The organism is Variovorax paradoxus NBRC 15149, assembly GCF_001591365.1.
In the GTDB taxonomy this organism is placed as follows: domain Bacteria; phylum Pseudomonadota; class Gammaproteobacteria; order Burkholderiales; family Burkholderiaceae_C; genus Variovorax; species Variovorax paradoxus.
This window is the reverse complement of record NZ_BCUT01000001.1, coordinates 2,640,955-2,653,299: the sequence shown is the minus strand read 5'-3', so window position 1 is coordinate 2,653,299 and position 12,345 is coordinate 2,640,955. Positions and strand designations below refer to the sequence as shown.

Here is a 12,345-nt window from a genome sequence, read left to right as displayed (position 1 = left end):
GTCTTTAGCTGAATTTATTAAGCGCCCGCAAGCTGAAGCAAATCGGCGCAGCCGGCAGTATATCGCCCCGCCGCGCTACCAGCCGACGATCATCACGATGCCGAGCACGAGGAAGATCGCGGCCGAGACGCCGTGCACCAGCTTGATGGGCACGCGCCGTACGATCTTCTCGCCGAGCCACACCACCGGTGCGTTGGCCAGCATCATGCCGAGCGTCGTGCCGGCGACCACCCAGACGTAGTCCTGCGTGAAGCGGGCGGCCAGCATGACGGTCGCGATCTGGGTCTTGTCGCCCATTTCGGCCAGGAAGAACGCGACCAGCGTGGTGCCGAAGACCCCGTAGTGGCTGGCCGCGGGCGCGTCGTCTTCGTCGAGCTTGTCGGGAATCAGCATCCACGCCGCCATGGCGATGAACGAGCCCCCCAGGATCCAGCGCAGCACGTCGGGCCCGAGCCAGTGGGTGATCCAGTTGCCGACCGCGCCGGCCAGCGCGTGGTTGACGATGGTGGCCGCGAAGATCCCGAGCACGATCGGCCAGGGTTTCCGGAAACGCGCCGCGAGCAGAAGAGCCAGCAGTTGGGTCTTGTCGCCCATTTCGGCGAGCGCAACCACGCCGGTTGCAACGAGAAAAGCTTCCATGAAAGAGAGGGTTCCTTGGGCCGAAGGACGCAATTGACCGTGCAACACCTTCGGCCATATTCCCGAAGTTGCACGGTCAAAGGTCTCGCCAGGTGTGTTCACTGCACGCGCCATGTCCTGTGGGGCAGGACAAGTCTGTTGACGCGGGCCCTTCTCGCGATGGAAGGCGGCTACTCCCCAATGACGGGTCGGATTCTACCTGCTGCGCGGCAGCCACCGGCCGGGTTTGTAAGCGTGCGCTAGCTTTCTGTAAATTTTTCGAGGCCCTACAGGATGCGGCAAATTACTGCTTGCATTTCACGTATTTCACCCATAATGCACGAGCCTCCCTCTTCATTTTGCCGGGGAGGAAGTTCGGTGATCGGTCAGTTTCGCGCGACTCGACGGCTCTCGTTTGAGTGATGCTTTCGGGACTCCATCGCTTTTCTTGCTATGTGTTTATAGGAGTCCCTTGATGGGCAACAAACTGTATGTCGGCAACCTGCCTTACTCGGTGCGCGACAGTGATCTCGAACAGGCTTTTGGACAATTCGGCGCGGTGACCAGCGCCAAGGTCATGATGGAACGCGACACGGGCCGCTCGAAGGGCTTCGGCTTCGTCGAGATGGGCAGTGACGCGGAAGCGCAAGCAGCCATCAATGGCATGAACGGCCAGCCGCTCGGCGGCCGCAGCGTCGTCGTCAACGAAGCACGTCCCATGGAAGCACGTCCGCCCCGCAGCGGTGGTGGCGGCTACGGCGGCGGCGGTGGTGGTTATGGCGGCGGTGGTGGCGGTGGCTACGGCGGCGGCGGTGGTGGCGGCTACGGTGGTGGCGGCGGCGGCCGCTCCGGCGGTGGTGGCGGCTATGGCGGCGGTGGCGGTGGCCGCTCCGGCGGCGGTGGTGGTGGCGGCGATGGCGGCTTCCGCAGCCCCTACGGTGCCGGCCCCCGTGGCGGTGGCGGCGGTGGCCGCTCCGGCGGTGGTGGTGGCTACGGCGGCGGCGGCAACAGCGGCTACTGAATGCTGCATCCCGTCACGCACAAGTAAAAAAGGCTCCTCAGGGAGCCTTTTTTCATTGGAGCCGCCGCTCCGGCGAAGTCATCAGCTTTCGCCGCTGCGCTTCTTGCGGGCGCGGCCCTGCACGGCGCGGTCGAGCAGCGCATTCGGCAGCATGCGCATCAGCTTGGCGACCACGCCCATCTGCCAGGGAATCACGCGGTAGCTGGTGCCCGCCTCGATGGCGCGCAGCGCCTGGTCGGCAAAGTCCCGGGCCTTCATGAGAAAGGGCATGCCGTAGCGGTTGCCCTGGGTCAGCGGCGTGTCGATGTAGCCGGGGCAGAGCGTGACGACCTTGACGCCGCTGTTGTGCAGCTCGCCGCGCAGGCTCTCGCAATACGCGACCACGCCCGCCTTGCTGGCGCAGTAGGCGCCGTGCCCCGGCAGCCCGCGAATGGCCGCGACGCTCGCGATGCCCACCAGCCGGCCGCTGCCGCGCTGCCGCATCGCGGCCACGAAAGGATGGAAGGTGGCCATCAGGCCGACGTTGTTGGTGGCGAAGGTCCGGGCCATCACCTCGATGTCCTCGCGCTCCGCGGTGTCGATACCCACGCTGATGCCGGCGTTGGCAATCACCACGTCGGGCAGGCCCTGGCGCGCGATGCAGGCGGCGCCGGCGGCCACGATGCTGTCGGTTTGCGCGACGTCCGCGCCATAGACCTGGTAGCGGGCGGGGTCCAGCTGGCGCTCGCCGGCCCAGGATTCGATCTCCGCGGTGCGCCGCGCCACCAGCGCCAGGCGGTAGCCCGCCTCGTAGAAGCTGGCGGCCAGGGCCTGGCCGATGCCGCTCGATGCGCCGGTGATGAAGACAAGCGGAGACGGGCTCATGCGCAGTTCAGCGCGGCTTGCCGGCCGCCGAGGGAATCAGCACGCCGCGCACGCGGCCGGTCAGGTTGGCGACGCCGCTCAGGTTGTCGTAGTCGAGGTGGTCGGCGGTGAACTGGTCGCTGCCGCGGATGAGCGTGACCGGCTTGTTCGAGGTCACGCGTTCGGTATCGAGGAAGGCGTGCAGGAAATCGCCGCGGAACTCCAGGCGCGGCGTGGACTTGCCGCTGGGCCCCACCACCGGGTCGCGGATGACGATGGCGTTGCCGAAGAGCTGGATCTCGCTGCCGTCGGAGTTCGAGATGCCGCGATTGGCCGTCGCGTGCGTGGTGTAGCCCTGCGGCGAAACGGAGCGCATGCGCACGTCGTCGACCTCGACGGTGTCGGTGTCGGGGTAGTGCCGGCCTTCCTTGCCGTGGAGTTCGCTGCGCAGGTCGCCGTTGGGCAGGAAGTTCTTGATCACGAAGCCGCGCATGAAATAGTCGGGCTCGTGCGTGGGCGCGGCCTTGGCGGTGGGTGCGAGCAGCTTGGGCGCGTTGCGCACCAGCCAGTAGGTGCCGAGCGCAACCGCTGCCGTGAGAATGATGGGCAGATAGATGGTGGCGCGGTCGAGCACGTCGCGCAGCAGGTTCCAGGCACGCTTCATTGCCTCGGACCCCGGGCGGCGTCGAGCAGGCGGCGGTACTGGCCGCAGGCCGTCAGCAGCAGATCGCAGAACTCGCGCGCCGCGCCTTCTCCGCCGCGTGCGCGCGTGACGTAGTTGACCGCCTGGCGCACTTCGGCATGCGCATTGGCGGGCGCGGCCGCAAAGCCGGCGCGCGCCAGCACGGGCAGGTCGGGCCAGTCGTCGCCGATGGCCGCGGCCTGCAGCCAGCTGAAACCGAGCTCCTCGAGCATGGCCTGGGCCGCGGGCAGCTTGTCTTCGGTGCCGTAGCGCACGTGCTGGATGCCCAGCGCTTCGAGCCGCACGCGCAGCGGCTTGGAGTCGCGCCCGGTGATCACCGCCGGCGTGATGCCCGCCAGGCGCAGCAGCTTGAGGCCGTAGCCGTCCAGGATGCTGAAGCGCTTGAGGGTTTCGCCATGCTCGGTGAAATACACGCCGCCGTCGGTCAGCACGCCGTCGATGTCGAAGAACGCGACGCGCACGTCCTGCGCGGCGAGCAAGGTCTCGGCCTGGAAGTCGATCGGCATCAGATGACCTTCGCGCGCATCAGGTCGTTGATGCTGAGCGCGCCGATCAGGAGCCCCTCGGGGTCGACGATGAGCACGCTGGTGATGCGGTGTTCTTCCATCAGCTCGGCCGCCTCGACCGCCAGCGCCTCGGCGCGCAGCGTGCGCGGGCCGGGGTGCATCACGTCGGCGGCGGTGAGGCCGCGCAGGTCGCCGCCGGTCTCGACCTGGCGGCGCAGGTCGCCGTCGGTGAAGATGCCGATGGCGCGGCCTTGCGCGTCGACCACGGCGGTGGCGCCCAGGCCCTTGGAGCTCATCTCGCGCATCAGCTCGCTGAGCGTTGCAGTGGGCGCCACGCGCGGCACCTCGTCGCCCGAGCGCATCACGTCGCTCACATGCGTGAGCAGCTTGCGGCCGAGCGCACCGCCGGGGTGCGAGCGCGCGAAGTCCTCGGAGCCGAAGCCGCGCGCGTCGAGCAGCGCCACTGCCAGCGCATCGCCCATCGCCATCTGGGCGGTGGTGCTTGCGGTGGGGGCGAGGTTGAGCGGGCAGGCCTCCTTGGCCACGCCGGCGTCGATCACGATGTCGGCGTGGCGCGCGAGGGTGGAATCGGTGCGGCCGGTCATCGCGATGAGGGGCACGCCCTGGCGCTTGACCACCGGCAGGATCACGGTGAGCTCGTCGACCTCGCCGCTGTTGGAGATGGCCAGCACCAGGTCGACCGGCTTGATCATGCCGAGATCGCCGTGGCTCGCTTCGGCCGGGTGGACGAACATGGCCGGCGTGCCGGTGGAGGCCAGGGTCGCCGCGATCTTGCGGCCGACGTGGCCGCTCTTGCCCATGCCCATGACGACCACGCGGCCGCGCACGTCCAGGATCTTGCGCACGGCCTCGACGAAGCTCGGACCCACGCGCGACTTCAGGCCGATCACGGCATCGGACTCGATGTCGAAGGTGGCGCGCGCCCGCGCCAGGATTGCGTCGGCGTCGACCACGGGGGGCAGGGGAGCTGAACTCATCGGCGGATTTTACGGGCCGGCCGGCGCGCGCCGCCGCTCGATGCAAGCCGCACGTTCGGGGCATGGACATTGCTCTAGCATCCGGCAATGTCCTCGTTCGATCTCACGCTGATGTATTTGCTGGCCGCAGTGCTCGGCGTGGTGGTCTGCCGCTCGCTGAAACTGCCGCCGATGCTGGGCTATCTGTCGGCCGGCGTGCTGATCGGGCCGCATGCGCTGGCATTGGCGCAGAACTCCGAAGCCATCCGCCATCTCGGCGAATTCGGCGTGGTGTTCCTGATGTTCGTGATCGGGCTCGAATTCAGCCTGCCCAAGCTGCGCGCCATGCGCAAGCACGTGTTCGGCCTGGGCCTGCTGCAGGTGCTGCTGACCATGGCCATTGCCACCGCCGGGGCGCTCGCCATCGCCTCGCAGCTCCCTCCGGCCTGGCGGCTCGGGTGGCAGACGGCGCTGGCGCTGTCGGGCGCCCTCACGATGAGCAGCACCGCGATCGTGGTCAAGCTGATGGCCGAGCGGCTCGAGCTCGAGAGCGAACACGGCAAGCGCGTGATGGGCGTGCTGCTGTTCCAGGACCTGGCGGTGGTGCCGCTGCTGGTGCTGATTCCCGCGCTGGGCGCGCCGCCCGAGGCGCTGGCCAAGGCGATCGGCCTGGCGCTCGTGAAGGCCACGCTGCTGATCGGCGTGCTGCTCTATGGCGGCCCGCGCATCATGCGCTGGTGGCTCACGCTCGTTGCGCGGCGGCGCAGCGAGGAGCTCTTCATCCTGAACGTGCTGCTGGTCACGCTCGGCCTGGCCTGGCTCACCGAACTGGCCGGCCTGAGCCTGGCGCTGGGCGCCTTCATCGCCGGCATGCTGGTGTCGGAGACCGAATACAAGCACCAGGTCGAAACCGACATCCGTCCGTTCCACGACGTGCTGCTGGGCCTGTTCTTCATCACGGTGGGCATGTCGCTCGACTGGCACATCGTGGTGCAGCGCTGGGCGCTGGTGGCCGTGCTGCTGCTGCTGCCGCTGGCGTTCAAGCTGGCGCTGGTGACGCTGCTGGCGCGGGTGCTGGGCGCCACCGCGGGCGTGTCGCTGCGCACCGGCCTCTACCTGGCGCAGGCCGGCGAATTCGGCTTTGTGCTGCTGGCGCTGGCGCAGGAGCGCAGCCTGCTGCCGCCGTGGCTGGCCAACCCGGTGCTGGCGTCGATGGTGCTGTCGATGCTCGCCACGCCCTTCATCGTGATGTACACCAACGCCATCGTGCGCAAGCTGGTGGCGAGCGACTGGCTCCAGCAATCGCTGCAGATGACCACGATCGCGCGCAAGACCATCAATACCGCCAAGCACGTGATCATCTGCGGCTACGGGCGCTGCGGCCAGAACCTGGCGCGCATCCTGGAGCGCGAAGGCATTCCCTACATGGCGCTGGACCTCGACCCCGACCGTGTGCGCCAGGCCGCAGCGGCGGGCGATTCGGTGGTGTTCGGCGACGCGGCCCGGCTGCAGGCGCTGATGGCGGCCGGCCTGGCGCGCGCCAGCGCCGTGGTCGTGACCTATCTCGATGTGCCGGGTGCCATGAAGGTGCTGGCCAACATCCGCTCCCACGCGCCGCAGGTGCCGGTGATCGTGCGCACGCAGGACGACCTCGACCTCGAGAAGCTGCAGGCCGCCGGCGCGACCGAGGTGGTGCCCGAGGCCATCGAGGGCTCGCTGATGCTCGCGAGCCATGCGCTGGCGCTGGTCGGCGTGCCGATGCGGCGCGTGATCCGCGTGGTGCAGGACCAGCGCGATGCGCGCTACAACCTGCTGCGCGGCTACTTCCACGGCGCGGACGACGACAACGCCGACGAGCTCGACCACGAGCGGCTCAACACCTTCACGCTCACGCCCGGCGCCCGCGCCGTCGGCCAGACCCTGGCGCGGCTGGCACTCGACAGCCTGGGCGTGCGCGTCGCCAGCCTGCGCCGCCACGACGGCCAGAACCAGGTGTTCACCGACGACACGGTGCTGACCGATGGCGACACGCTCGTGCTGTGCGGCAAGCCCGCCGCCCTGGCCGTGGCCATCGAGCGGCTGCAGAAGGGCTGAGCCTCTGCGCCGCAGCGCGCGCTCAGTTCACCAGGGTGGGGTTGCGCTTTTCTTCCTCGATGCGCTGCTGCCGGCGCACGGCTTCGCACTGCGCATGCGGCTTGTATTCGGGCTTGAGGCACTGCGCGGCCATGCACTGGGCCTTCGCGATGAAGTTCCGGTCGCCGCAGAGGGCCTGGGGATCGGTGGGCGCTGGCGCGGCCGGCGATGCAGGCGGCGCGGCGGCGGGAGCCGGTGCGGGATCGGCCATCGCGCCGGCCTGCAAGGGTGCCGCCGGTGCCGGCTTGCGGGACTTGGCGGTGGCGGCTGGCGGCTTGTTATTGGCTGCCGCCGGCGTGTCGCTTGCCGCAGCTGGTGCGGCCGTCTCCGCGACCGGCGCTTCGGCGGCTGGAGGTTCCGGCAGCGCCGCAGCGGCCGGCTCGGGCAACGGGACAGGTGGCGCGGGCGGCGCGGCAGGCGCTGCTGCAGCAGCAGCCGGCGTCTCTTCGGACGGCTTGCCGGTCCCGTAGCCGTACCAGCCGGCGGCGATCATGAGCAGGCCCACCGCCAGCAGCGCCCCCCACAGCCACATGCCGCGGGAGCGCGAAGGCTTCTTTTGCGCCTCGGCGCCGGAAGACCGCCGCGTCCTGCTCCCGGAAGAAGAAGCAGAAGAAGATTTCTTCCTCGCACGGCCCTCCCGCGGCCGCGAAGGCAGCCGCCCGGAAGACCCCGGCGCAACGATGACAGTCTTGTCCTCGTCCGGCAGGCTCGCGCTCGCGGAAGAGGCCGCGGAAGCCGCGTAGGCACCGGCTTCGAACAGCCCGCCCGGAATGGTGGGCGCACGCAGTTGCGCGGGCGCCGTGGCGGCCCACTCGCGCTCCGATCTGCTGCCGGGCGGCGGAGGCGGCGCCATCGGCGCGGGTGCCGCAGGGGCCAGCTTGCCGCCGCAGCCGCGGCAGAAATTGGCGCCGGCGCGGTTCTCCGCGCTGCACACCGGACAGATCAAGGCCATGACGACGGACTTCTAGGGAAAAACGATTTCAGAAAAAACTGGCGGCGAAGAGCCGTCGAGGGCCGAATTCGAGGCGCGAAGCGGCAGGCCGGTGCTCAGGTCACCGCAACGCGCTTGGAGCGGTGTGCCATGCGCTTGGCGATCACCGCGCCGAGCCCCATGGCAATCTCCAGGGCCAGGTTGGGCTGCCGGTTCGACATTTCCGCGAAACGGATTGCCGTGAGGCGCCACACGCGGCCCGCGCCGGTGACCACCACGTTGGCGGAGTGCGGCTGGCGCGAGAAGAAGGAGCCTTCGCCCACCACCGATCCGGGCATGAGCACGGCCAGCTTCATCTGTTCCTTGCTGCTCACGCGGTGCACGCTGATGGCGCCGCTCTCGAGGAAGTACACCGACCGGTCGTGCGTGCCCTGCTCGATGAGAACGTCCCCCACGCCGGTGTCGATGGGCTGCAGGTAGCCCGCCAGCGTTTCCCACTGCTGTACGTTGAGCGTCAACGCGAAGGCGTCGCTGCTGCTGTTGTTGTCCGCGATTGCGCGGCTCAGGTTCTGGATGGACATGCTTTTCTCAACCCCCGCATCTGTGCCGGAGTATCCGCGAAGGGCGCGGTTTTCGGCTACAACTCTTTACGTTTTTCGGACGAGCTGTCGCTATTTGCCGATACAGAAGCGAGAAAAGATGACGCCCAGCAGGTCGTCGGCGCCGAATTCGCCGGTGATTTCGTTCAGTGCGTTCTGCGCAAGGCGAAGCTCCTCGGCCAGCAGGTCGAGCAGTTGTGCCTGCGCCGCCAGATGGCTCGCGGCCAGCGCCAGGTGCGTTTCCACCTGGCCCAGCGCCTGCACATGGCGCGCCCGCGCCAGGTAGACGCCCTCGGGCACGGCCTGCCAGCCGGCCATGGCCAGCAGCTGTTCGCGCAGCGCCTCGATGCCGAGGCCGGTCTTGGCGGACAGGGCGATGCCTTGTTGGGCCGCACCCGCCGTCTCCGGCATTGGCGCGGCGTCCTGCTTGTTCCAGACATCGAGCACCGGCACGCTCGCGGGCAGCTTGTGTTGCAGCACGCGCAGGATCTCGGCGTCGGCGGCGGCGTACTCGGGCTGGCCGGCACGCGTCAGGTCGTGCAGGAACAGCACGGCATCGGCGCCCTCGATCTGGCCCCAGGCGCGGGCCACGCCGATCTGTTCGACCTCGTCGCTGCTTTCGCGCAGGCCGGCCGTGTCCACCACGTGCAGCGGCACGCCGTGGATCTGGATGGTCTCGGACACCACGTCGCGCGTCGTGCCCGCCACCGCGCTCACGATGGCCAGCTCGGCGCCGGCCAGCGCATTGAGCAGCGAACTCTTGCCCGCATTGGGCTGGCCCGCAATGACCACCTTGATGCCTTCGCGCAGCAGCGCACCTTGTTTGGCGCGCTGCTGAACTGCCGCCAGCTGCGCCTGCAGCTTCGCCAGCTGCCCCGTCGCATCGGCCTTCTGGAGAAAGTCGATTTCCTCTTCCGGAAAGTCGAGCGTCGCCTCCACCAGCATGCGCAGGTGGATCAGCGCATCGCGCAGCGCGTGGATCTCGCGCGAGAAGGCACCCGACAGCGAACGCCCGGCGCTGCGCGCGGCTGCCTCGGTGCTGGCGTCGATCAGGTCGGCAATGGCTTCGGCCTGGGCGAGGTCGATCTTGCCGTTGAGAAAGGCGCGCTGGCTGAACTCGCCCGGCTCGGCCACGCGCAGGCCCGGCAGGCGCGGCCGGCCGGTGACCGGATCGGCCTCGGCGGCGGCTTCGAGGCAGCGCGCCAGCAGCAGCTGCAGCACGACCGTTCCGCCATGGGCCTGCAGTTCGAGCACGTCTTCGCCCGTGAACGAATGGGGCGAGGGAAAGTGGATGGCCAGGCCGTGGTCGACCGGCTCGCCGGCCGCATCGCGAAAGGGAAGGTAGGTGGCTTCGCGCGGCTTCAGCGGCCGGCCGCAGAGCGCGTCGACCAGCGGCGCGAGCCGGGCGCCAGACACCCGCACGATGCCGACCGCCCCGCGCCCCGAGGCGGTGGCGATGGCGACGATGGGATCGGTGGTGCGGGCGAGCATGGTGCGGATTCTTTCAGCAAAAAGGGCCGCTGACGCGGCCCTTCGGGGATGGTTCGGAGCGCGGGCGGGCTACTTGGTGCCCAGCACGCCCAGCCGCTTGTTGATGAACCACTGCTGCGCGATCGACAGCACGTTGTTGGTGATCCAGTACAGCACCAGGCCGGCCGGGAAGAAGATGAACATCACGCTGAACGCGAGCGGCATGATCCACATCAGCTTGGCCTGCATCGGATCGGGCGGCGTCGGGTTGAGCCAGGTCTGGAACAGCGAGGTGAGCGTCATCACGACCGGCAGGATGTACCAGGGGTCCGGTGCCGACAGGTCGGTGATCCAGCCGATCCACGGCGCGTGGCGCATTTCGACCGACGACAGCAGCACCCAATAGAGCGCGATGAACACCGGGATCTGGATCACGATCGGGAAGCAGCCGCCCATCGGATTGACCTTCTCGGTCTTGTAGATCCGCATCATTTCCTGCTGCATTTCCTGCGGCTTGTCCTTCAGCCGCTCGCGCATTTCCATGATCTTGGGGTTGATGGCCTTCATCTTGGCCATGCTTGCGTAGGCCTTGGCATTGAGCCAGTAGAAGGCCGCCTTCAGCAGCACCACCAGCGCCACGATGGCCCAGCCCCAGTTGCCCAGGATGCCGTGCAGCTGCGTGAGCAGCCAGTACAGCGGCTTGGAGATGATCGCGAAGATGCCGTAGTCCTTGACCAGGTCCAGGCCAGGGGCGATGGCTTCGAGCTTCTTTTCTTCCTCGGGGCCGGCGAACAGCGCGCTGTTCACGACCTGCGTGGCGCCCGGAGCGATCTTCGGCAGCGTCGCCACCATGGCGACGGTGTAGAGGTTGTCGCCCAGGTCCTTCACGCGGAACTCGCGGCGCAGCTGTTCGCTGGCCGGGTCGCCCTTGAGCAGCCAGGCCGACGCGAAGTAATGCTGCACCATCGCGATCCAGCCGTCGTTGGCGGGCGGCGGCGGCTCGATCTTGCCCTTGGCAATGTCCTTGAAGTCGAGCTTGTGGAACTTCTTCTCGTTGGTGTAGGCGGCCGGGCCGGTGAAGGTGTTGGTGCCGAACATGGTGCCGGCGGCCACGGTGCCGTGGCGCAGCAGCTGCATGTAGAGCTGCGCATCGCGCGGCTGGTCGCTCACGTTGACGACTTCATGGCGCACGCCGATGGCGTAGTCGCCGCGCTTGAAGACGTAGGTCTTGACGTATTTCAGGCCGCCGACCGGCGCGCTTTCGAAGCTCACTTCCAGCGTGTTCTGGCCTTCGGGCATTTCGCGCGGACCGGCCTTGGGCGCCATCGGCGTCAGGTGGTTGGGGAAGCGCTCGCCCGAATCGACCGGGTTCAGCAGGCCGGTCTGCGCCACGTAGCGGGTGGCCGGCGAGGCGTTCTCGAACAGCACGACGTGCTTGGTGCGGTCGGCCTCGTCGTACTTGAGCAGTTCGAGGTAGTTGACCGTGGCGCCTTCGCTGTCGATCACCGCCTTGAACAGGTCGGTGGTCACGTTGACCTGCTCGCGCGGCGCGGCCGCGGCGGCCTGCGTGGGCACGGCGCCCGCGCTGCCCGTGGCGGCGGACGCGCTGGGCACGCCGTTGCCGGCAGCGGGTGCGGCGGCGCCCGCCGGAGCGGAGGCCACGGCGGCCGGCTTGCTCGAGGGCAGGAAGGTCGGCTTGTTGCCGTTGAAGACCTGCCATTGGTCCCACAGCAGCACCAGCGAGAAACCAAAAATCACCCACAGGATCGTGCGGCGGATATCGTTCATGACGAAGACTTCTTGTCGGAGGAGAGGAGAGACGAAAACAGTGAGCCTGACTTGTCAGTACGACACTGTGATGCCGGAGGAACCGGATCGTGCCCGCCCTGGCACCAGGGCTGGCAGCGCGCGATGCGGTGCAGCGTGAGATAGCTGCCCTTGAGCGCGCCGTGCACTTCCAGCGCCTCGATCGAATACACCGAGCAGGTCGGCGTGAAGCGGCACGACTGGCCGAGCCAGGGGCTCAGCAGCAGGCGATAGCCCTTCACGAGGCCGATCAGCAGGCGTTTCATGTGGAGGAGGAAGAGGGAGAAGAGGGCGCGGCCGGAGCCGCTGGCGCACGCGCGGCGCGCGCCAGCAGCTGCTGGAGCTCGGCCCGAACGGCCGCCTTGAGCTTGTCCGAAGAGGCGCTCACGAACTCCTTGCGGTCGAAACCCGCGCGCAGGCGCACCACGTGCGCAGCACGCGGCAGGCCGGCGCCGGGCGCAGCGCTCACGGTGTAGATCTGGCGCTTGATGGCATTGCGCGTGACCGCTCGGCGCGCCCAGCGCTTGGGCACCATGGCGCCCAGCCAGACATCGTCGGACGCGAACAGCGGCTGTGCGCTCGACGAAAGATCGAGCGCACAGCGATGCAATGCGAAATGAGCAGTGCGCGCCACGGTGGCACCTGCGAGGACGGCCTGGAATTGCGCGCGGGTCTTGAGCCGCTGCATGGAAACCGAGCCGAGTCCGCCGTTACGGGTCGGGCCAGAAGCGCTGGCTG

At 68.4% G+C, this 12,345-nt stretch carries 13 protein-coding genes and 1 riboswitch; of the genes, 2 read left to right on the top strand and 11 right to left on the bottom strand.

From position 1 onward, the window contains the following. Positions 1-75: 75 nt before the first annotated feature. Positions 76-639 (bottom strand): TMEM165/GDT1 family protein, encoded by a 564-nt coding sequence (locus tag VPA02S_RS12335; protein WP_015868028.1) that lies wholly within the window; start codon positions 637-639, stop codon positions 76-78. A 6-nt stretch (positions 640-645) separates the two neighbouring features. Further along, positions 646-830: riboswitch (yybP-ykoY riboswitch) on the bottom strand. Between the two features lie 263 nt (positions 831-1,093). Between VPA02S_RS12335 and rbp the strand changes: the two genes are divergently transcribed. Beyond that, complete coding sequence (gene rbp / locus VPA02S_RS31340; protein ID WP_015868029.1) at positions 1,094-1,639, top strand: RNA-binding regulator; 546 nt, start codon at positions 1,094-1,096, stop codon at positions 1,637-1,639. An 81-nt stretch (positions 1,640-1,720) separates the two neighbouring features. On the opposite strand, the gene VPA02S_RS12325 is transcribed toward rbp, so the two are convergent. From VPA02S_RS12325 to VPA02S_RS12310, 4 genes are read right to left on the bottom strand one after another with little or no spacing between them, the layout of a single operon-like run. Then, positions 1,721-2,503: an SDR family oxidoreductase gene (locus VPA02S_RS12325; protein WP_015868030.1), complete on the bottom strand. Its 783-nt coding sequence runs from the start codon at positions 2,501-2,503 to the stop codon at positions 1,721-1,723. 7 nt (positions 2,504-2,510) lie between these two features. Beyond that, positions 2,511-3,146: an LPS export ABC transporter periplasmic protein LptC gene (gene lptC, locus VPA02S_RS12320; RefSeq protein ID WP_015868031.1), complete on the bottom strand. Its 636-nt coding sequence runs from the start codon at positions 3,144-3,146 to the stop codon at positions 2,511-2,513. Next, on the bottom strand, positions 3,143-3,691 hold the full coding sequence (locus VPA02S_RS12315) for a KdsC family phosphatase (RefSeq protein ID WP_015868032.1): 549 nt from the start codon (positions 3,689-3,691) through the stop codon (positions 3,143-3,145). The genes lptC and VPA02S_RS12315 overlap by 4 nt, the downstream gene beginning before the upstream one ends. After that, entirely contained in the window at positions 3,691-4,689 is a 999-nt protein-coding gene (locus VPA02S_RS12310; RefSeq protein ID WP_015868033.1) for a KpsF/GutQ family sugar-phosphate isomerase, read from the bottom strand. The genes VPA02S_RS12315 and VPA02S_RS12310 overlap by 1 nt, the downstream gene beginning before the upstream one ends. Positions 4,690-4,776: 87 nt before the next feature. Between VPA02S_RS12310 and VPA02S_RS12305 the strand changes: the two genes are divergently transcribed. Continuing rightward, a complete protein-coding gene (locus VPA02S_RS12305; protein ID WP_018903420.1) occupies positions 4,777-6,762 on the top strand; it encodes a monovalent cation:proton antiporter family protein in 1,986 nt (661 codons plus the stop codon). Between the two features lie 22 nt (positions 6,763-6,784). Here the strand turns inward: VPA02S_RS12305 and VPA02S_RS12300 are convergent, their stop codons facing one another. From VPA02S_RS12300 to VPA02S_RS12275, 6 genes are all read right to left on the bottom strand, one after another. Continuing rightward, on the bottom strand, positions 6,785-7,753 hold the full coding sequence (locus tag VPA02S_RS12300; RefSeq protein WP_018903419.1) for a hypothetical protein: 969 nt from the start codon (positions 7,751-7,753) through the stop codon (positions 6,785-6,787). Between the two features lie 95 nt (positions 7,754-7,848). Then, complete coding sequence (locus tag VPA02S_RS12295; protein WP_015868036.1) at positions 7,849-8,313, bottom strand: Crp/Fnr family transcriptional regulator; 465 nt, start codon at positions 8,311-8,313, stop codon at positions 7,849-7,851. Between the two features lie 90 nt (positions 8,314-8,403). Further along, positions 8,404-9,822, bottom strand: coding sequence for a tRNA uridine-5-carboxymethylaminomethyl(34) synthesis GTPase MnmE (gene mnmE / locus VPA02S_RS12290; protein ID WP_018903418.1), 1,419 nt, complete (start codon positions 9,820-9,822; stop codon positions 8,404-8,406). Positions 9,823-9,891: 69 nt separating this feature from the next. Beyond that, positions 9,892-11,589, bottom strand: a complete 1,698-nt coding sequence (yidC, locus tag VPA02S_RS12285) for a membrane protein insertase YidC (RefSeq protein ID WP_062363864.1) — start codon at positions 11,587-11,589, stop codon at positions 9,892-9,894. Beyond that, the gene (yidD, locus tag VPA02S_RS12280) at positions 11,586-11,873 is read right to left on the bottom strand and encodes a membrane protein insertion efficiency factor YidD (RefSeq protein ID WP_015868039.1); all 288 of its coding nucleotides are present in this window, start codon (positions 11,871-11,873) and stop codon (positions 11,586-11,588) included. Before yidD ends, yidC begins: the two co-directional genes overlap by 4 nt. Next, the gene (locus VPA02S_RS12275; RefSeq protein WP_062363863.1) at positions 11,870-12,295 is read right to left on the bottom strand and encodes a ribonuclease P protein component; all 426 of its coding nucleotides are present in this window, start codon (positions 12,293-12,295) and stop codon (positions 11,870-11,872) included. The genes yidD and VPA02S_RS12275 overlap by 4 nt, the downstream gene beginning before the upstream one ends. Positions 12,296-12,345 lie beyond the last annotated feature (50 nt).

Excerpts from the sequence above, each read along its gene's own strand:
- VPA02S_RS12335 (WP_015868028.1), bottom strand. The coding sequence starts at position 639 with ATGGAAGCTTTTCTCGTTGCAACCGGCGTGGTTGCGCTCGCCGAAATG.
- rbp (WP_015868029.1), top strand. The coding sequence starts at position 1,094 with ATGGGCAACAAACTGTATGTCGGCAACCTGCCTTACTCGGTGCGCGAC.
- VPA02S_RS12325 (WP_015868030.1), bottom strand. The coding sequence starts at position 2,503 with ATGAGCCCGTCTCCGCTTGTCTTCATCACCGGCGCATCGAGCGGCATC.
- lptC (WP_015868031.1), bottom strand. The coding sequence starts at position 3,146 with ATGAAGCGTGCCTGGAACCTGCTGCGCGACGTGCTCGACCGCGCCACC.
- VPA02S_RS12315 (WP_015868032.1), bottom strand. The coding sequence starts at position 3,691 with ATGCCGATCGACTTCCAGGCCGAGACCTTGCTCGCCGCGCAGGACGTG.
- VPA02S_RS12310 (WP_015868033.1), bottom strand. The coding sequence starts at position 4,689 with ATGAGTTCAGCTCCCCTGCCCCCCGTGGTCGACGCCGACGCAATCCTG.
- VPA02S_RS12305 (WP_018903420.1), top strand. The coding sequence starts at position 4,777 with ATGTCCTCGTTCGATCTCACGCTGATGTATTTGCTGGCCGCAGTGCTC.
- VPA02S_RS12300 (WP_018903419.1), bottom strand. The coding sequence starts at position 7,753 with ATGGCCTTGATCTGTCCGGTGTGCAGCGCGGAGAACCGCGCCGGCGCC.
- VPA02S_RS12295 (WP_015868036.1), bottom strand. The coding sequence starts at position 8,313 with ATGTCCATCCAGAACCTGAGCCGCGCAATCGCGGACAACAACAGCAGC.
- mnmE (WP_018903418.1), bottom strand. The coding sequence starts at position 9,822 with ATGCTCGCCCGCACCACCGATCCCATCGTCGCCATCGCCACCGCCTCG.
- yidC (WP_062363864.1), bottom strand. The coding sequence starts at position 11,589 with ATGAACGATATCCGCCGCACGATCCTGTGGGTGATTTTTGGTTTCTCG.
- yidD (WP_015868039.1), bottom strand. The coding sequence starts at position 11,873 with ATGAAACGCCTGCTGATCGGCCTCGTGAAGGGCTATCGCCTGCTGCTG.
- VPA02S_RS12275 (WP_062363863.1), bottom strand. The coding sequence starts at position 12,295 with ATGCAGCGGCTCAAGACCCGCGCGCAATTCCAGGCCGTCCTCGCAGGT.